At 66.2% G+C, this 19,142-nt stretch carries 8 protein-coding genes and 1 pseudogene; 5 read left to right on the forward strand and 4 right to left on the reverse strand.

Going from position 1 to position 19,142, the window contains the following annotated elements; genetic code table 11:
* Window positions 1-89: 89 nt before the first annotated feature.
* Window positions 90-818 (reverse strand): 16S rRNA (uracil(1498)-N(3))-methyltransferase, encoded by a 729-nt coding sequence (locus ACI1V7_RS10765; protein ID WP_404531759.1) that lies wholly within the window; start codon window positions 816-818, stop codon window positions 90-92.
* Window positions 819-944: 126 nt separating this feature from the next.
* On the opposite strand from ACI1V7_RS10765, the gene tkt reads away from it, so the two are divergent.
* From tkt to ACI1V7_RS10785, 4 genes and pseudogenes are all read left to right on the forward strand, one after another.
* Window positions 945-2,939, forward strand: coding sequence for a transketolase (gene tkt, locus ACI1V7_RS10770; protein WP_404531760.1), 1,995 nt, complete (start codon window positions 945-947; stop codon window positions 2,937-2,939).
* A gap of 109 nt (window positions 2,940-3,048) precedes the next feature.
* The gene (gap, locus tag ACI1V7_RS10775) at window positions 3,049-4,059 is read left to right on the forward strand and encodes a type I glyceraldehyde-3-phosphate dehydrogenase (RefSeq protein WP_290412200.1); all 1,011 of its coding nucleotides are present in this window, start codon (window positions 3,049-3,051) and stop codon (window positions 4,057-4,059) included.
* A 378-nt stretch (window positions 4,060-4,437) separates the two neighbouring features.
* Window positions 4,438-4,956: pseudogene (locus tag ACI1V7_RS10780) on the forward strand (TonB-dependent receptor); the annotation flags it as partial.
* A gap of 354 nt (window positions 4,957-5,310) precedes the next feature.
* Window positions 5,311-7,353: a TonB-dependent receptor domain-containing protein gene (locus tag ACI1V7_RS10785; RefSeq protein WP_404532510.1), complete on the forward strand. Its 2,043-nt coding sequence runs from the start codon at window positions 5,311-5,313 to the stop codon at window positions 7,351-7,353.
* A gap of 97 nt (window positions 7,354-7,450) precedes the next feature.
* Here ACI1V7_RS10785 and map read toward each other — a convergent pair whose 3' ends face one another.
* From map to glnE, 3 genes are all read right to left on the reverse strand, one after another.
* Window positions 7,451-8,215 (reverse strand): type I methionyl aminopeptidase, encoded by a 765-nt coding sequence (gene map, locus ACI1V7_RS10790; RefSeq protein WP_404531761.1) that lies wholly within the window; start codon window positions 8,213-8,215, stop codon window positions 7,451-7,453.
* 164 nt (window positions 8,216-8,379) lie between these two features.
* The gene (locus ACI1V7_RS10795; protein ID WP_404531762.1) at window positions 8,380-11,199 is read right to left on the reverse strand and encodes a TonB-dependent receptor domain-containing protein; all 2,820 of its coding nucleotides are present in this window, start codon (window positions 11,197-11,199) and stop codon (window positions 8,380-8,382) included.
* A gap of 644 nt (window positions 11,200-11,843) precedes the next feature.
* Entirely contained in the window at window positions 11,844-14,606 is a 2,763-nt protein-coding gene (glnE, locus tag ACI1V7_RS10800) for a bifunctional [glutamate--ammonia ligase]-adenylyl-L-tyrosine phosphorylase/[glutamate--ammonia-ligase] adenylyltransferase (RefSeq protein WP_404531763.1), read from the reverse strand.
* A gap of 197 nt (window positions 14,607-14,803) precedes the next feature.
* On the opposite strand from glnE, the gene ACI1V7_RS10805 reads away from it, so the two are divergent.
* Complete coding sequence (locus ACI1V7_RS10805; protein ID WP_404531764.1) at window positions 14,804-19,141, forward strand: YhdP family protein; 4,338 nt, start codon at window positions 14,804-14,806, stop codon at window positions 19,139-19,141.
* The last annotated feature ends 1 nt before the right edge of the window (window position 19,142 follow it).

Here is a 19,142-nt window from a genome sequence, read left to right on the forward strand (position 1 = left end):
TGCAAGCAGTAGGACGGTGCGCGCAGAACTTGGGTCCCCGCCTGCGCGGGGACGACGTTGTTTGACTATATATAGTACGGAGTACGGCGTCAGATCCCGCCCCATCCCGCCGCCAGGATAGCCAGCGCGGCGAGGCCCGCCGTCTCGGTACGCAGCACGCGCGGTCCCATCGACAGGGGCAGGGCGCCGGCGGCGACGGCCGCCGCTTCTTCCTCGTCGCTGAAGCCGCCTTCGGGGCCGACCAGCAGTACCACGTCGCGGGCCGGGTTGGCCTGCGCCCATTGCGCCAGCGAGGCGTCCGCGCGGGGGCTGAGCAGGATGCGCAAGGCGCCATCCTGCGGCTGGGCGATCCAGCGGCCGAATTCCTGCACCGGGGCCACGCCGGCAAGGCGGTTGCGGCCGCATTGTTCGGAAGCGCTCACTACCACGCCCTCCCAGTGCGCCAGGCGCTTTTCCGCGCGCTCGCCGGCCAGTTTCACCACCGAGCGCCGGGCCGCCAGCGGCTGGATCCGCGTCACGCCCAGCTCGACTGCCTTTTCCACGATCCAGTCCATCTTGCTGCCTTCCGGCAGGCCCTGGGCCAGCGTGACGGCAAAGGGCAGTTCGGCATCGACGGCGTCGTGGGCGAGGACTTCGGCGCTGGCGCGGCGCTTGCCGATGTCGACCAGGCGGGCACGCACCTGGCCACCCTCGCCGTTGAACAGCACCAGCTCGTCGCCGGCCTGCTGGCGCACGACGTGCAGGTGGTGGGCGACGGGTTCCGGCAGGTCGATGATGGCGCCGGGAGGAAGCGGTTGCGGGCAGTAGAAGCGTGGCATGGACGGCAATGGACAGGAAAGGACAAGCCGGCATTTTAAGTCCGGGAACCCGCTGTCTGGTAAAATACTCGGTTAAGGCACGCCGCAACGCCACCCGCTTCCCAATCCTCAGTACCTACCGCACCCATGAAATCTCTGCAAACCACCACCCTGATGGCCAACGCGATCCGTGCGCTGGCGATGGACGCCGTTCAGAAAGCTAACTCCGGCCACCCCGGCATGCCGATGGGCATGGCCGAGATCGCCGTCGCGCTGTGGGATGGCCACTATCGCCACAACCCGGCCAATCCGGGCTGGATGAACCGCGACCGCTTCCTGCTGTCGAACGGCCACGGTTCGATGCTGCACTATGCGCTGCTGCACCTGTCGGGCTACGACCTGACCATGGACGACATCCGCAACTTCCGCCAGCTGCACAGCAAGACCCCGGGCCACCCGGAAGTGCACATCACCCCGGGCGTGGAGACCACCACGGGTCCGCTGGGCCAGGGCATCGCCAACGCGGTGGGCATGGCGCTGGCCGAGTGGCTGCTGGCACGTGAATTCAACCGTCCGGGCTTCGACATCGTCGACCACTACACCTACGCCTTCGTCGGCGACGGCTGCCTGATGGAAGGCATCTCGCACGAAGTGGCGTCGCTGGCCGGCACGCTGCGCCTGAACAAGATGATCTGGCTGTACGACGACAACGGCATCTCGATCGACGGCAAGGTCGAAGGCTGGTTCACCGACGACACCCCGAAGCGCTTCGCGGCCTACGGCTGGAACGTGATCCCCGACGTCGATGGCCATGATGTGGCCGCCGTCGATGCGGCGATCGCCCAGGCGAAGAATTCGGACCGTCCGACGCTGATCTGCTGCAAGACCATCATCGGCAAGGGCTCGCCGAACCTGCAGGGCGGCGACAAGGTGCACGGCGCCGCGCTGGGCGAGAAGGAAGTCGCGGCGGTGCGCGAACACCTGATCTGGGATGCGATCCCGTTCGACATCCCGGCCCCGATCTACGAAGCCTGGGACCAGAAGCAGAAGGGCGCGGCCGCGCAGGCGGAGTGGGACACCCTGTTCGCCGGCTACCGCGCGCAGTACCCGGAACTGGCGGCCGAATTCGAGCGCCGCATGAAGGGCGAGCTGCCGGGCAAGTTCGAGGAAACGCTGGCCGCCGCCGTCGCCTCGACCGTCGAGAAGAAGGAAACCATCGCCACCCGCAAGGCGAGCCAGAACGCGATCCAGGCGCTGGCCGGCGTGCTGCCGGAATTCCTGGGCGGCTCGGCCGACCTGACCGGCTCGAACCTGACCAACTGGAAGGAATCGGTCCCGGTGCGCTCGGGCACCCCGGGCAACCACATCAACTACGGCGTGCGCGAATTCGGCATGGCCGCCATGATGAACGGCGTCGCCCTGCACGGCGGCTTCATCCCGTTCGGCGCGACCTTCCTGACCTTCTCGGACTACAGCCGCAACGCGCTGCGCATGGCGTCGCTGATGAAGATCCGTTCGCTGTTCGTGTTCACCCACGACTCGATCGGCCTGGGCGAAGACGGCCCGACCCACCAGTCGATCGAGCACGTCTCGTCGCTGCGCCTGATCCCGGGCCTGGACAACTGGCGTCCGTGCGACACCACCGAATCGATGGTGGCCTGGGGCGAGGCCCTGAAGCGCAAGGACGGCCCGTCGACGCTGATCTTCTCGCGCCAGAACCTGCCCTACATGGAACGCGATGGCGCCACCGTCGCCAACGTGGCCAAGGGCGGCTACGTGCTGCGCGACGTGCACGCGCCGCGCGCCGTGCTGATCGCCACCGGTTCGGAAGTCGAACTGGCGATGAAGGCGGCCGACGCGCTGGCCGGCCAGGGCATTCCGGTCCGCGTCGTGTCGATGCCGTCGACCGACGTGTTCGAGCGCCAGGACGCCGCCTACAAGGCGCAGGTGCTGGGCAAGGGCATCCCGCGCGTGGCCATCGAAGCCGGCGTGACGGACTTCTGGTACAAGTACGTGGGCCTGGAAGGCGCCGTGGTCGGCATCGACACCTTCGGCGAATCGGCCCCGGCGCCGGTGCTGTTCAAGCACTTCGGCTTCACGGTCGAGAACGTCGTCGGCAAGGTCAAGTCGGTGCTGGCATAAGTCTTTGAGTTGATGTACTCCGCCGCGCGCGCCAGGAGACGGGAGCGCGCGGCCGATTTTCGCGCTATGCTTGCGTGATGATGAATTTTTTTCAATCAGGAGTGAATAAATGACGATCAAAGTAGCAATCAACGGTTATGGCCGCATCGGCCGCAACGTCCTGCGCGCCTTCTACGAAGGCGGCAAGAAGCAGGACATCCAGATCGTGGCGATCAACGACCTCGGCAATTCGGAGTCGAACGCCCACCTGACCCGCTACGACACCACGCACGGCAAGTTCCCGGGCACCGTCGAAGTCGACGGCGACTTCATGATCGTCAACGGCGACCGCATCCGCGTGTTCGCACAGCGCAATCCGGCCGAGATCCCCTGGGGCGAACTGGGCGTGGACGTCGTGCTCGAGTGCACCGGCTTCTTCACCACCAAGGAAAAGGCATCGGCCCACCTGAAGGGCGGCGCCAAGAAGGTCATCATCTCGGCACCGGGCGGCAAGGACGTCGACGCCACCATCGTGTTCGGCGTCAACAACGACGTGCTGAAAGCGTCGGATACCGTGATCTCGAACGCCTCCTGCACCACCAACTGCCTGGCCCCGCTGGTCAAGCCGCTGAACGATGCCATCGGCCTGGAAAACGGCCTGATGACCACCGTGCACGCCTACACCAACGACCAGGTGCTGACCGACGTGATGCACGAGGACCTGCGCCGCGCCCGCTCGGCCACGCACTCGATGATCCCGACCAAGACCGGCGCCGCCGCCGCGGTCGGCCTGGTGCTGCCGGAACTGAACGGCAAGCTGGACGGCTACGCGATCCGCGTGCCGACCATCAACGTGTCGATCGTTGACCTGTCGTTCATCGCGAAGCGCGACACGACCGTGGACGAGATCAACCAGATCATGAAGGCGGCCGCCGACGGTCCGCTGGCCGGCATCCTGACCTACAACACCGCCCCGCTGGTCTCGGTGGACTACAACCACAACCCGGCCTCGTCGAACTTCGACGCCACGCTGACCAAGGTCTCGGGCCGCCTGGTGAAGGTCTCGTCGTGGTACGACAACGAGTGGGGCTTCAGCAACCGCATGCTGGACACCACCGTGGCGCTGATGAACGCCAAATAAGCCGTTCCGCCTAGCGAAGCGCTCCCGAGGGAGCGCTTTTTTTTTGCCCTTTTTCGGTGCGTCAGGTGAGCCTTTGGTGCGTATGCGGAAGAATTGTGTGCAGTTGTAACACAGGCCAAATTTTCTATATAAGTCTATTTAAGAGATAGAAACCGAACTTTTACGCTCTTATTTATGAGTTTTCTGCTTAAAAATTGCGTAACGCAGGAGATTGAAGTATTTACGTGTAGCCTAAAAGATACATATTCTTACAAATTCATGAGCATGTAATAGAAATTGATTTTCCAAAAGTAATCTCTTTGGCAAACTGAAATTGTGCTGTATGCACGTTGACTACAAAAATATTCGCGAAGAGAGATGAACTTGAACAAACCGCTCATGCTGAAACCCGGCGTCGTCGCAGTGTTGCTCGCCATCGGAACCGCTCCGTATGCTGCTGCCCAGTCCGGCACCACCAGTGCCGCCACGACGTCCACCGGTGCCACCGCCACCGCCAATGCTCCCGCCACCGTCTACGTGACCGGTTCGAACATCAAGCGCACCGACAAGGAAGGCACGTCGCCGGTCAGCGTCGTCACGGCGCAGGACATCAAGAACACGGGCGCGACCACCGTGTCCGACCTGATGAAGTACATCCCGTCGATGGGCACCGATGGCAACCAGGACTTCGGCAGCGGTTCCGGCTTCGCCAAGGGCGCGGCCACCGCCTCGCTGCGCGGCCTGGGTTCGTCCTCGACGCTGATCCTGCTGAACGGCCGCCGCGTGACCCCGGCGCCGTATGCCGATCCGAACGACGGCAACTCCGTCATCTACGACCTGAACTAGATCCCCGTCTCGGCGATCGAGCGCATCGAGGTGCTGCAGGACGGCGCATCGGCCGTGTACGGTTCCGACGCGATCGCCGGCGTCATCAACTTCATCCTCAAGACCAACTACGAAGGGGCGGAAATCTCGGCGCGCGGCGGCGCCAACGACGACGGCAACTTCCGCAAGAAGGGCGCCAACGCCATCTGGGGCAAGGGTAACCTGGACACCGACGGCTACTCGTTCATGATCACCGGCGACATCAACCAGCGCGACCGTACCAAGCGCCGCGACGCCACCGACATCGAGTACAAGCAACTGCAGGACCTGAATGGCCGCTTCCGTTCGAACTATTCGAGCACGGTGTCGAAGTATGCGACGTACTTCCGCGAAACCCGTCCCGGTAGCAACAGCTTCGGCGTGACGCAGGCAACCGCCCCGAACAATATGCGCTTCGACACCAGCTGCCCGACCTCGCAGCAACTGGTGGGCAGCACCGCGTTGGGCCTGCTGCCGACCAGCGTCTATCTCGGCCGTACCTTCTGTAACTACGACGCCGACCAGTTCCTCGAAGCCCAGGGCTGGGGCCGCGACATCAATGTCATCAGCCACGGCGAAATCAAGCTGGGCGGCACGGGCGTGGTCGGCTTCGCGGACGTGGCCTATTCGCGTTCGGACCGCAAATATACCGGTGCCCCGATCACGATCAGCACGACCAGCGTCACCAACTTCACCAATTCCGGCGTCACCACGCCGTACCAGACCATCCTGCCGATCGGCCATCCGGACAATCCGTTCACCGATGCCCGCGCTTCGGTCCAGTACCGCTTCGAGAACCTGCGCGGTGGTTCGCGCAGCGTGAACGAAGGCGTGCGCGCCGTTGCCGGATTCCGCGGCAGCAACTTTGGCTGGGATTGGGAGACCGCGGGCCTGTGGAACCGCGCCGAGCGCGACGACACCACCTACGGCCGCCTGTACCTGCCGGTGCTGCGCACCCTGATGACCCAGAACCGTTCGCTGGCGTCGCTGGCTGCCGATCCGAACCTGGGCCATGACGTGGTCGCCAACAACAAGTCGCAGATCTCGCAGTGGGACGCCAAGGCGACGACCGAGTTCGGCCAGCTCCCGGGCGGCAAGATCGGCGTTGCGATCGGCGGCGAACTGCGCCGCGAGACGATCAACCTGAACCCGGATCCCCTGGTCGCCTCGGGCCAGATCTACGGCCTGGCCAATACCATCCTCGACAGCGGCCGCACCGTGAAGTCGGCGTTCGTCGAGTTCCGCACCCCGGTGCTGAAGAATCTGGAATTCGACTTCGCCGGCCGCGTCGACAAGTACCCGAGCATCAAGACCAACTTCGTGCCGAAGGTCGGCGGCAAGTGGACCATCAGCGATACCTTCGCTGTCCGCGGCACCTATGCCGAAGGCTTCCGTGCACCGTCGCTGAGCCAGGTCGTGGCGGGCGGCGCCCAGTACTTCCTGTCCGGCGTATGGGATCCGAAGCGTTGCGGCCCCGACCACAACACCCCGCTGCCGGGCGGCGGCACCACGCAGGACTGCTCGCGCAGCATCGCCGGTACCGGCGGTTTCAACCCGGACCTGAAGCCGGAAGAATCGAAGAGCTACAACATCGGCCTGATCTTCTCGCCGACGAGCTACTTCGACATGACGCTCGACTTCTTCCACATCAAGCGCACCAACGAGATCATCCTGGGCAGCTCGGACCAGGCGCTGAAGGATGAGGACCGCTTCCCGCAGAACGTGTCGCGCGACACCAATACGGCCAGCCTGCTGGTCGATGCCTCGGGCCGTCCGATTCCGGGCACCGGTTCGCTGCTGATGGTCGCAACGCCGTGGCGCAACCAGGGCAAGACCGAGCTGGGCGGCGTGGACATCGAGGGACGCCTGCGCAACAAGCTGGGCGAGTGGGGTTCGCTGTCGACGACGCTGCGCTCGACCTACGTGCAGACCTACAAGATCCAGCAGAACGACGGCGACGCCATGCACAACGTGGCCGGCACCGCCCCGGGCCTGAGCGACTGGGCACTGAGCAGCGGCACCGTCATGCCGCGCTGGAAGAGCACGCTGTCGAGCACCTGGACGCGTGGCGACCATGCCGTCAACGCCGGCATCAACTACACGGGTCCGATCTCGCTGCTGCGTCGTTACGACGGCGACACGACCTATCCCCAGCCGTTCTGCCATTACGGCAAGGCGCAGCCGACCGACGCGGCCAAGGACCGCGACACCTCGAACCCGCTGTACGAAGTGTTCTATCCGAAGTGCTCGATCAAGGAATGGGTGACGGTCAACCTCGGCTACACCTACACGGGCTTCAAGCACTGGATCCTGAACGCCAACGTGCAGAACCTGTTCGACACCAAGGCACCGTACGATCCGACCAGCTCCTCGGTCACCGCCGGCTTCAACGAAGACCTGCACAACCCGTACGGCCGCTACTTCAACTTCAGCGCGCGCTATACCTTCTGACGCGCCATCCATGCCGCCCGGTTCGCCAGGCGGCAGGAAAACAAAAAGCCCGCCGGTGCGAACCGGCGGGCTTTTTCGTTGGCGGGGAGTCGCCGCCTTATGCCTTGGGCCAGGGCGTCAGGATCTCGAAGCCGTTCTTCGTCACCGCGATCATGTGTTCCCACTGCGCGGACAGCGAGCGGTCGCGCGTGACGACGGTCCAGCCGTCGTCGAGCTGTTCGACGTCGGCCTCGCCCAGGTTGATCATCGGCTCGACCGTGAAGGTCATGCCTTCCTTGAGCAGCAGGCCCGTGTTCGGGCGGCCGTAGTGCAGCACCTGCGGGTCTTCGTGGTAGACCTTGCCGATGCCGTGGCCGCAGTATTCGCGCACCACGGAGTAGCCGGCGCCTTCGGCCAGCTTCTGGATGGCGGCGCCGACGTCGCCCAGGCGCGAGCCGGGACGCACGGTGCGGATGCCGGCCATCATGGCGTCGAAGGTGGTGTCGACCAGCTTCTTCGCTTCCGGCGACGGGGTGCCGGCGAAGTACATGCGGCTGGTATCGCCGTGCCAGCCGTCCTTGATGACGGTGACGTCGATGTTGATGATGTCGCCGTCCTGCAGGATTTCCGTCTCGCTCGGGATGCCGTGGCAGACGACGCCGTTGACCGAGGTGCACAGGGTCTTCGGGAAGCCGTGGTAGCCGACGTTGGCCGGCGTGGCCTTCTGCACCTTGCGGATGTATTCGTTGCAGCGGCGGTCGAGTTCCTCGGTCGAGACGCCGGGGACGACGTACTCGCCGATCATTTCCAGCACTTCGGCCGCGAGGCGTCCGGAGACGCGCATCTTGGCGATGTCCTTGTCGTTCTTGAGTTTGATGGCCATGGTTCGGTTGGTGTAACGGCGCGCACGCGGGGAAGGGGAGGCGGCGGCCAAACGCTCATGATACCGCGTCGCGGCCATGGGCGTCGACCAAAGAAAATGCCCGCCGGGCGGACCCGGCGGGCATCGGTCAGGCTGTCATGCAAGCGGCCGGGTGGCCGCCGTCATCAGAAGGCCTGGTTGTAGCGCACGTAGACGAAGCGGTCGATCGGCAGGTTGGCGTCAACAGCCGACGACGAAGCGGCGCCCAGCACCGTGGTGCGCGGGTTCTTGTCGAAGATGTTGTTGGCGCCGACCATGATCGTGCCCTTCCACGAGGTCTTGTACGCGACGCTGACGTCGTTGTAGACCATCGCGCCCAGCTTGTTGTAGCCGGTGCCGAAGCTGGCTTCCTGGGTCAGGTACTTGCACGAGGTGTCGTCGTAGCACAGGTCCTTCACGCGGCCGAAGATACGGGCGGTCCAGGTGGCGCTCCAGTTACCCATGTTCCAGTCGAGCGCAACGTTCGACTTGGCACGGTAGTAGGCCACGCCGTTCTCGTCGTAGTCGCCCAGGTAGCTGATGGTGTCCGAACCGTCGCCCGGGTTCTGCTCGTACTTCGTGACGAAGGTCGAGTCCGAACGCAGGGTGAACTGGCCGTACTGGCTACGCGGGAAGCGGTAGGAGAACGACAGGTCCCAGCCTTCGGTTTCCAGCGAGCCCAGGTTGGCGTTGCCGCGCGACAGGTTGACCAGCTGGCCGTTGGCATCGCGCTTCAGCGAGCTGCAGTACGACGAGATGTTCTGGTTGTAGCAGTAGTTCAGAACGTCGTTCGCGGTGATGCCGGTGATCAGGTTGGTGACCTTGATGTTGTACCAGTCCAGCGAGCCCGAGAAGCCAGGCACGGCGGCCGGGCTGTACACGAAGCCCAGGGTATTGGTCTTCGCGCGTTCCGGTTGCAGTGCGTTGTTGCCGGCGCCCGACAGGAACGGAGCGATACTCTGCGTGCCGCGGGTGCTGGTGATCGGGGTGTTGGTCTGGTCGACTTGACGGAAACCAGCGCCCAGGGCGCAGCGCTGGGCCACGACCGGGTTGCGCGCGGCTTCGCCGAACTGGCTGTCGCACGGATCCAGGAAGGTGTCGTAGGTCTGCGAGCCGCCGCCGAAGGTGTCACCCACGGTCGGTGCACGGAAGCCCTGGGCCCAGGTACCGCGGACCAGGATGTCCTTGTTCGGCTTCCACATGAAGCTGGCCTTGCTGTTGTGGGTGTTGCCGAAGTTGCTGTAGTCCGAGTAGCGCGAGGCCAGGTCGACGCTCAGCAGGTCGGCGAAACGAACGCCCTTCAGGATCGGGATGTTCGCTTCCAGGTAGGCTTCACGCACCTGGTACTTGCCGCGGGTCGGGTTGCCTGCCAGGTCGGTCGAGTAGCCCGACTGCTCGAACTGGCCCGGCTGCTCGTAGCCGCGCACTTCGCGGTGTTCGATGCCGCCTGCCACGCCCAGCATGCCGGCCGGCAGCTGCAGCAGTTCGCCGCTGATGTTGGCGGTCGCGCTGTTGATGGTGCTGCCGTAGGTTGCCTGGCCGGTCGACATGATGTAGGCCAGCGCCTCCGGGGTCGACGCGGACGGGCCGCCGATGATGTTGAACGGGGTGCACTCGGCCAGCGCGATCGGCGCATCCGGGGTGCCGCACTGGACGACGCCGCTGCCGTTCAGGAACGACGGGCCCAGGGCGCGCTTCAGGTTGACCAGGTTCAGGTTGCCGGTGCCGTAGGTCGAGCCGCGCTGTTCGCTGTGGTTGTAGCCCACGTCCCAGTTCCAGGCCTTGCCCTTGACTTCGAAGTTGCCCGACAGGGTCGCGTCGACGTGGAAGGTGCGGTTTTCATTGTCGGTCACGCGCGGCACTTCGATCGTACGGCGCGAGAACGAGAGTTCTTGGCCGATCGGATTGTAGTAGTTGTTCGCGGCGATGTAGACCGGGTAGGTCGGCTGCGTGGTGCTCTGCAGCGGGTAGCCGGCGATCTGGGCCGACGACTTGCGCTGCGAGTACATCGCGGTGGTGGTGAACTGCATGTCGTACGGCAGTTCCAGCGTGCCCTTGGTGAACAGCGTGTCCAGACGGTTCGGCATCTGGAACATCATCTGGCTGGCGCTGTTGAACTTGTCGTCGATGACGCTGCCGTCGTAGGTGTGGTAGTTGGCCGGGTTACGCGGATCGGCGCTCACGCCGCCCGGGTGGTTGATCACCTGGTTCAGGAAGCTGCTGCCGGCAACCGTCGACGAGACGCGGCCCCACGGGCCCAGGCCGTAGCCGTCTTCCGGGTGATCCGGACCGTTGGCGTACTGGGTGATGCCACGCTTGTTGGCCCACACGGTGCCCTGCTCGGTGTGCGACAGGCCGAACATGACGGATGCCTTGTCGGTCGATGCGCCATAGGTCAGCGAGAAGTCCTTGTTCTTGCCGTCACCCTTGTCGTTGGCGCCGGTGTACAGGCTCAGCTGGCCGCCGTCCAGGCGCTTCTTCAGGATGATGTTGACCACGCCGGCGATCGCGTCCGAACCGTAGATCGAGGAAGCACCGTCCTTCAGGACTTCGATGCGATCGATCATGGCCGACGGGATGGTCGACATGTCGGTGTAGCCGTTGACGGTCTGGGTCCAGCGCTTGCCGTCCACCAGGACCAGCACGCGGTTCGAGCCCAGGTTGCGCAGGCTGATGTACTGGCCGCCGTTCTCGTTGTTCGAGGTCAGCGCACCGCCGCGGCTGAAGTCCGGCGTACCGGCCGACGACAGCTGGTTCAGGATGTCGCCCACGGTGACCAGGCCAGTCTTCTGGATCTGTTCCTGGGTCATCACCTGGATCGGTTGTGCGGTCTCCAGGTCGACTTGGCGGATACGCGAGCCGGTCACTTCGACGCGCTGCAGCGGCGCATTCGCTTCTTGGGCGTAGGCTGCGTGCATCCCGAAGGCGACACTGCCCAGGCACATCAGGCGGATCGAACGGGACAAAGCTTTTTCCATCATGGTTACAAAACTCCTAGGGGTTGGGGCACGGCGGACTGCGGGTAGCACGGCCGTGGTACACGATCGCTCATGCGACTGTCAGGAAAAACGTGACGAAAGGTTTTTCCAAGCCGGCAATGGAATCACCTGGGATGGCAGGGTGTCAACGGTCTTTTGTGCATATGTGCGCGACACCCAGTCTCCTGTATTGACGTAAAAATCCACGAAATGATGGCTTCTGACGCCTATCTTCTTGGTCGCCTCGACACAATGTTGCGTGAAAAACATTGTCGTTATGTGAGACGGCGTTGTGCAGTCTCGCACCAGAAAGTAGCTTTGCAAAGGCACAACGCACCAAAATGGGAGTATTTGATGAATGGCGGAAGAAAAACGTCACTTTTATGCAACGTTTTTCAGATGTAAATATAACGTTTGGATTCGGCAAAAAATTTTGCACGCATAACAACGATTTAAAGTGGTGCATGGACGTGTAAATGCACCAAAATACAACAATCGACCGTTGTTGGTCCGCAACACAAAATTCGGAGAAATGGGCAGTTCCGGGCGGAATCGGTCCCGGGACGGCGAAAAATCACGGAATGTTGCCGGCAGCATTGCGCTGCCGGAACGAGACCATTCCGCCGCTGTGACTATCGGTCGCCGAAGCAGGCCTGCCACAGCCGCGTCACGGCGCCGGCCTGGACGGCCACCAGCGCGCGTTCGACGCGGGCATTGTCCTGGCCCTGCAGGCGCACCTGGTGCTGCAGGCGGCGCATCGTCCGGTAGGCGCCGGCGACATCCTCGGCCAGGGCCGCATCGATCAGGCCCAGGCGGCCGCACAGGCGCAGCAGGGCGATGTTGCCGGCATTGGCCGTCAGCTCCGGATAGGCCGCCGCATGGCGCAGCACGAGGTATTGCACGATGAATTCGATGTCGATCATGCCGCCTTCGTCCTGCTTCAGGTCGAACAGCGGCGTGTGGCTCGGGTGGGCCTCGCGCATGCGCCGGCGCATCTTGACGACTTCGTCGCGCAGCTGGCCGGCATTGCCGCTCCGGTCCTGGCGCAGCACCCGTTCGCGGATCGCCTCGAAACGCGCGCCGATGGCTGCGTCGCCCGCGCAGAAGCGGGCGCGGGTGAGGGCCTGGTGTTCCCAGATCCAGGCCGAGCCCTGCTGGTAGCGCTCGAACGCATTCACGGACGAGACCAGCATGCCGCTGGCGCCGTCCGGACGCAGCGCCGTGTCGATGTCGAACAGGATGCCGGCCGGCGTGTGTGTCGTCATCCAGGTGATGAAGCGCTGGGCCAGCCTGGCGTAGTTGGACGGCGCCTCCTGGTCCTCGTCGTCGAACAGGAAGATGACGTCGAGGTCGGAGATGTAGCCCAGTTCCTTGCCGCCCAGCTTGCCGTAGGCGATCACGGCGAAGCGCGGCACCTCGAGGTGGCGCTTGGGGATCGTGCGCCAGGCGCGCTGCACGACTTCGTGCACGATGAGGTCGGCCAGTGCCGACAGGTGGTCGGCCAGGCGCTCGACCGACAATTCCCCGGCCAGGTCCAGCGCCAGCAGGCGGAACATCTGGGCGTGGTGGGCTTCGCGCAGGATGTCGAGCTGGCGTTCCGTGTCGCCGTCGGCCGCGTCGAGCTGGCTGGCCAGCGCGGCCGCCAGCTGGGGCAGGTCCTCGGCGGCATTGCCGCGGTCGTCGAGCAGTTCGTCGAGCAGGATCGGGTGCTGGGTCAGGAAGGTCGCGGCCCAGCCGCTCGCATTGATCATGCGGATCACCCGCTCGAGCGTGTGCGGATACTCGGTCAGCAGCGACAGGTAGGCGGACCGGCGCGCGATCGCCTCGAAGAAGTCGAGCAGCCGCCCCAGGGTGGCGGCGTGGCTGCCCAGTCCCGCTTCGCGCACGATCGTCGCGATCAAGGGCAGGGCCGCGTTCACCAGCGCCACCAGGCGCGTGCGGCTGGCCTCGGGCAGCGTCTGCAGGCGCGGCGCCTGCCAGGTGGCGAGCAGCCGGCCGGCGGCCTGGTGCGGGTCGTCGAAGCCCAGCGCGGCCAGGCGTTCGGCGATGGCGTCGCGGCTGTCGTCGCCGCCCAGCGCATCCGGATCGACCTCGTCGCCGCCGCCATTGCCGGCCTTGTCGGCGAAGATGGCGTCGAACTGGCTGGCCACGAAGGCGCGGCAGTCGTCCAGCGCCGCCAGCAGCTGCGCTTCGTCCGCCATGCCCATCATGCGCGCGATCACGAGCCGGTCTTCCGGCGCGGCGGGCAGGGTATGGGTTTGCGCATCCTCCAGGTACTGCAGGCGGTGCTCCAGGTTGCGCAGGAAGGCGTAGGCGCCCAGCAGGCGCTCGACCACGTCGGCGGTCAGCAGTTCGCGTTCGGCCAGCAGGCGCAGCGTCAGGCGGGTGGAGCGTTCGCGCAGGGCCGGGTCGCGTCCGCCGCGGATCAGCTGGAACACCTGGGCCAGGAACTCGATCTCGCGGATGCCGCCACGGCCCAGCTTGACGTTCTGCGTGCGCTCCGGATGCAGGCGCTCCTGGCGGTTGACCTCGGCGCGGATCTGGGCGTGCATGGTGCGGATCGCATCGATCACGCCGAAGTCGAGGTAGCGCCGGTACACGAAGGGACGGACGATATGGTCCAGGGCGGCGATGTCGGCCGCGTCGCCCGTCACCGCGCGCGCCTTGACCCAGGCGTAGCGTTCCCATTCGCGGCCCTGCACGATCAGGTAGTCCTCGACCATGTTCAGGCTGGCCGCCAGCGGGCCGGACTTACCGTTCGGACGCAGCGCCATGTCCACGCGGAAGGTGAAGCCGTCTTCCGTGATTTCGGACAGGGCGGCGATCAGCTTGCGGCCCAGGCGCACGAAGAACTCGTGGTTGGACAGCGATTTCTGTCCGGCGCCGGCCTGCGTCTCACCGTCCTCCGGGTAGACGAAGATCAGGTCGATGTCGGACGAGACATTGAGCTCGCCGCCGCCATGCTTGCCCATCGCCAGTACCATCATCTGCTGGGGACGGCCGGATTCCTCGCCGATCGGCACGCCGTGCGCGGCCGTCATCTCGGCCATCAGCTCGGCCAGGTGCGACTGGACGGCGAAGTCGGCGAAGCGGCTCATGGCGGTGACGACCTCGTCGAGGTCGGCCTTGCCTTCCAGGTCGCGCCGGATGATCGCGCACACGAGCAGGTTGCGCAGCCGGCGCATGGCGCGCCCGAGGGGGAGGGGGCGCGCCGGGCCGTCGGGGCCGGCCTCGGCCTCCGTCTTCAGCGCTGCGCCAAGATCGAGGCGGGCCAGCGATAATGCGGACAAGGCGTCGACGCGTCCGGCCCGGGCCGGGTCGGCGCCGAGCCAGCGGCGGTAGAAGCGCGAGTCGTGCGCGGTCGATGACAACTGGGTGGGTGAAGCGTGCAACATACGGCGACTCCTGGCGAGGTTGTGCGGTCCGTGGCGCTTGCTATGCGGTAAAATTGCCCGCCACGCTGCCCTGGGTCAGCGTGATGGTAAGTTGGTCGCCGGGAAACTTGCAAGCGCTCTCTTATCGACTGACGAATATACACGGGGACATTGAAGACCGTCGCGGGGCGGCGGGTTCCTATTGACGGCGAGCTTTATTGAGCACCTTGATGCACAACCCGGAACCGCAGGCAGAGCAGCAGAGCGAGCAGGAGCGCGGGCCGCCGCACGGCCAGGCGCACGGGCCCGCTCAAGGCCACGCGGACGGCCATGTCGACGGCCGTGTCGACGGCCACACGCCGCTCGCCGAGCGCTGGGCCGCCGCGCGTGCCTGCTACCGCTACGCCAACCTGGCCTCGCACCATGTGCTCGGTTTCACCGTCAAGGCCGGCCTGCTGCTGTATTTCGCCTTCATGGCGCTGTTCCTGCTGCTGCGCTACGCCGTCCTCCCGAACATCGACATGTACAAGCCGGACATCGAGCGCGCCGCCAGCCGCGTGCTCGGCAACCCGGTGACCATTTCCCGCGTCTACGCCTCCTGGCGCGGCCTGCATCCGAATCTCTACCTCGGCGACGTGCACCTGCGCGACCGCGACGGCCGCCAGCTGCTGGCGCTGCCCTCGGTCTCGGCCACGCTGTCGTGGTGGTCGGTGGCGGCGCTCGAGCCGCGTTTCGAATCGATCGAGATCAACCGCCCCGAACTGGACGTGCGCCGCGACGACCGGGGCGTGCTGTACGTGGCCGGCGTGCGCATCGACCCGAACAAGAAGGACGATGGCGGCGGCGCCGACTGGCTGCTGCGCCAGCGCGAGATCGTCATCCGCGAGGGGCGCCTGTCCTGGACCGACGCGCTGCGCGGAGCGCCGCCCCTGCAGCTCACGGGCGTGACGATGGTGCTGCAGAACCGCTGGACCGTGCACCGCTTCGCGCTGAAGGCGGCGCAACCCGACGCAGGGGGCAAACCGCAGGGCGATCCGCTCGACGTGCGCGCCCGCTTCACCCATCCGGCGTTCGGCGCCAAGGCGTCCGACGCGACGCGCTGGAAAGGCGAGCTGTATGCGGACCTGCGCAATACCGACCTCGCGGCCTGGAAGCAGTACTTCGACTACCCGTTCACGCTGCAGCGCGGCCGCGGCTCGGTGCGCGCCTGGCTCGACTTCGACCATGCGCGCCTGGCCGGCTTCACGGCCGACCTGGCGCTGGCGGGCGTCAGCGCGCGCCTGGCGCCGGATGCGCCCGCGCTGTCGCTGGCGCGCGTGTCCGGCCGCCTGTCGGCCAGCGAGACGATCGCCCCCGGCGTGGACGACGGCAAGCCGACCTTCGGCGCGCTGGGTCATGAGATTTCCCTGGAAAACTTTTCTGTCGTAACGCGAGACGGCCTCGTGCTGCCGCCGGCCACGCTGGCCGAGTCCTGGCGTCCGGCCAAGCAGGGCTTGCCGGAGCGCTTCGCCGTGCGTGCCCGCCAGGTCGATCTGGGCGCGCTGGCCGCGCTGGCCGTGCAGATGCCGCTGGCACCTGGCCAGCGCCAGTTGCTGGCCGAGCTGGCGCCGCGCGGCCGCCTGGTCGACGTCGAGGCCGAATGGCGCGGACGGTTCCCGAAGATGTCCGGCTACCGCGTGCGCGGCCGGGTCGAGGGCCTGGGCGTGCAGCCGCTGGCGGCGCGTGCGGCCGTGCCCGCCGGCGCCGATCCGGCCCAGCCCGCATTACCGGCACGCAGCGCGCTGCCCGGCTTCAGCAACCTGTCCGGCAGCATCGATGCCAGCGACGAGGGCGGCAGCGTGAACATCGATGCCGACAAGTTCGCGCTGGCGCTGCCGGCCTGGTTCGCCGACCCGGACATGGCGTTCGACCGCCTGGGTCTGCGCGCGCGCTGGAGCTGGCCGCGCGCGGACCAGCTGCTGGTCGAGGTCGACGGCATGGAGCTGAGCCAGGGCGCCCTGAAGGCCACGCTGTCGGGCCGCCACCTGCTGCCGCTGGGCCCCGGCCAGGGGCCGGGCAGCGCCGATATCACGGCCACCGTGGACAACTTCGACATCGCCAGCATCGGCCGCTGGCTGCCCACGGCCACGCCCGAGCACCTGCGCGACTGGCTGACGGGCGCGCTGCAGGGCGGCACGCTGCGCGATGCGCAGCTGCGCCTGCGCGGCGACCTCGCCCATTTCCCCTTCCGCGCCAGCAATGCGGCGGAGCGGGCGCGCGGCGAATTCCGCGCCGCCGGCCGCCTGGAAAACGCCAAGCTCGAATACGCGCCCGGCCACTTCGCCGCCGACGACAAGTCGCCGCTGTGGCCGCTGGCCGAGAACATTAACGGCTCCATCGTGTTCGACCGCGCGCGCATGGAAATCCATGGCGACACGGCGCGCACGCTGGGCGTGGCCCTCTCCAATGTGCGCGCCGTGATCCCCGAGCTGGGGTCGCACGAGATGATGCTGGAGATCGACGGCAATGCCGCCGGCCCGCTGCAGGAATTCCTGCGCTACGTGTCCGTCACGCCCGTGCTCGAATGGATCGGCCACTTCACGGAAAGCACGCAGGGCACGGGGCCGGCGCGGCTGGGCCTGAAGCTGCGCCTGCCGCTCGCGAACCTGCACGACGCCAAGGTGCAGGGCGCGCTGCAATTGCAGAACAACGACGTCACGCTGTTCCCGGAATTGCCGCCGATCCAGGCGGCGCTGGGCCGCATCGAATTTTCCGAGCACGGCGTGAATTTGAACGGCATTGGCGCCAGCTTCCTGGGCGGCCCGCTGCAGCTGTCCGGCGGCACCCAGCCGGGCGGCGCCATCGCGATCCAGATGGCCGGCAGCGTGAGCGCCGAAGGCATGCGCGCCACGGCCGCGCTGCCGGCGCTGCAGCGCCTGGGCGCCAAGCTGTCCGGCAGCGCGAAGTTCAACGGCAGCGTCACCGTCAAGGACCACAAGTCCGACATCGTCATCGACTCGACCCTGGCGGGCATGGGCATCGAATTGCCGGCGCCGCTGAACAAGCCTGCCGACGCGGCGCTGCCCGTCCACTTCGTGCTGGCCGGCCAGCCGACGGGGCCGGACGGCGTCGGCCGCGACGAGCTGCGCATCGGCGTGGGCAACCTGGGCGCCGCGCGCTACCTGCGCGAACGCCAGCCGCACGGCCCCTGGGTCGTCAAGCGCGGCGGCATCGGCGTCAACGTGCCGGCGCCGGAGCCCGACAGCGGCATGATGATCAACGTGGACATGAAGTCGCTGAACGTGGACCGCTGGCTGGCGGCCGGTGCCGAGATCGCCGGCTCGGGCAACGGCGCAGGCAACGGCGAGGGCAAGGGCGCCGACAAGGGCGCGGCGGAAGCGGGCGGCGTCTCGATGGCCCAGTACGTGGTGCCGGACACCATCGCCGCCCGTGCCGGCGAGCTGATCGTCGGCGAGCGCGCGCTGCGCAACGTCGTCGTCGGCGTCACCCACCAGCCGGGTTCCTGGCAGGCCAGCATCGATTCGCAGGCGGCCGTCGGCTACGTCACCTGGAACGACACGCCGACGGGCCAGGGCCTGGGCAAGGTGACGGCGCGCCTGGCCTCGCTCGACATTCCGGAATCCTCGGCCAACGAAGTGAAGGACCTGCTCGAATCGGGGAAAAGCGCCGTGGCCGGCATCCCGGGCCTGGACATCGTGGCCGAGCGCTTCGAACTGTTCGACAAGCAATTCGGCCGCCTGGAACTGGTGGCCAACAATGCCCAGGCGCTGGCCGGCCGCGAATGGCGCATCGACCGCCTGAACCTGTCCAATCCGGACGGCACGCTGGCGGCGAACGGCCGCTGGCTGACACGCGACGGCAAGAGCAATACGGCGCTCAACTTCAACCTCGACATCCGCGACGCGGGCCGCCTGCTGGACCGCTTCGGCTTCGCCGGCACGCTGCGCCACGGCAAGGGCAAGCTGTCCGGCGACCTGTCCTGGGCCGGCCTGCCGTACTCGCTCGACATCCCGAGCCTGTCCGGCCAGGTCCAGATGAACGTCGAGGACGGGCAATTCCTCAAGCAGGATCCGGGCGCGGCCAAGCTGCTGGGCGTACTGAGCCTGCAGATGCTGCCGCGTATGCTCAAGCTCGACTTCCACGACGTGTTCTCGGAAGGCCTGGCGTTCGACGGCATCACGGCCAACGCCATGATCCAGCGCGGCGTGGTGCGCACCGACAACCTCAAAATGCACGGCGTGGCCGCGACGGTGCTGATGGACGGCAGCGCCGACATCGCCAACGAGTCGACCAACCTGCACGTGGTCGTGATTCCGGAGTTCAATCTCGGCACGGGCCCCCTCGTGTACGGCCTGGCCGTGAACCCCGTGATCGGCCTGGGCAGCTTCCTGGCGCAATTGTTCCTGCGCGCTCCGGTGATGAAGGCGCTGACTTATCACATGCAGGTGACGGGACCCTGGAAGTCGCCTAACATCGTGAAGCTGGACAATCCAGCCGCCAACGAGGCGTCCGCCCAGGCCGCGGGCAAGGCGGCGCCCAAGACCGGAAAACAATAGG

It is taken from the genome of Massilia paldalensis (assembly GCF_044901715.1).
Lineage (GTDB): Bacteria > Pseudomonadota > Gammaproteobacteria > Burkholderiales > Burkholderiaceae_D > Telluria > Telluria paldalensis.

Coding starts and splice junctions, on each gene's coding strand:
- tkt (WP_404531760.1), top strand. CDS start 945: ATGAAATCTCTGCAAACCACCACCCTGATGGCCAACGCGATCCGTGCG.
- ACI1V7_RS10765 (WP_404531759.1), bottom strand. CDS start 818: ATGCCACGCTTCTACTGCCCGCAACCGCTTCCTCCCGGCGCCATCATC.
- gap (WP_290412200.1), top strand. CDS start 3,049: ATGACGATCAAAGTAGCAATCAACGGTTATGGCCGCATCGGCCGCAAC.
- ACI1V7_RS10785 (WP_404532510.1), top strand. CDS start 5,311: ATGCGCTTCGACACCAGCTGCCCGACCTCGCAGCAACTGGTGGGCAGC.
- map (WP_404531761.1), bottom strand. CDS start 8,215: ATGGCCATCAAACTCAAGAACGACAAGGACATCGCCAAGATGCGCGTC.
- glnE (WP_404531763.1), bottom strand. CDS start 14,606: ATGTTGCACGCTTCACCCACCCAGTTGTCATCGACCGCGCACGACTCG.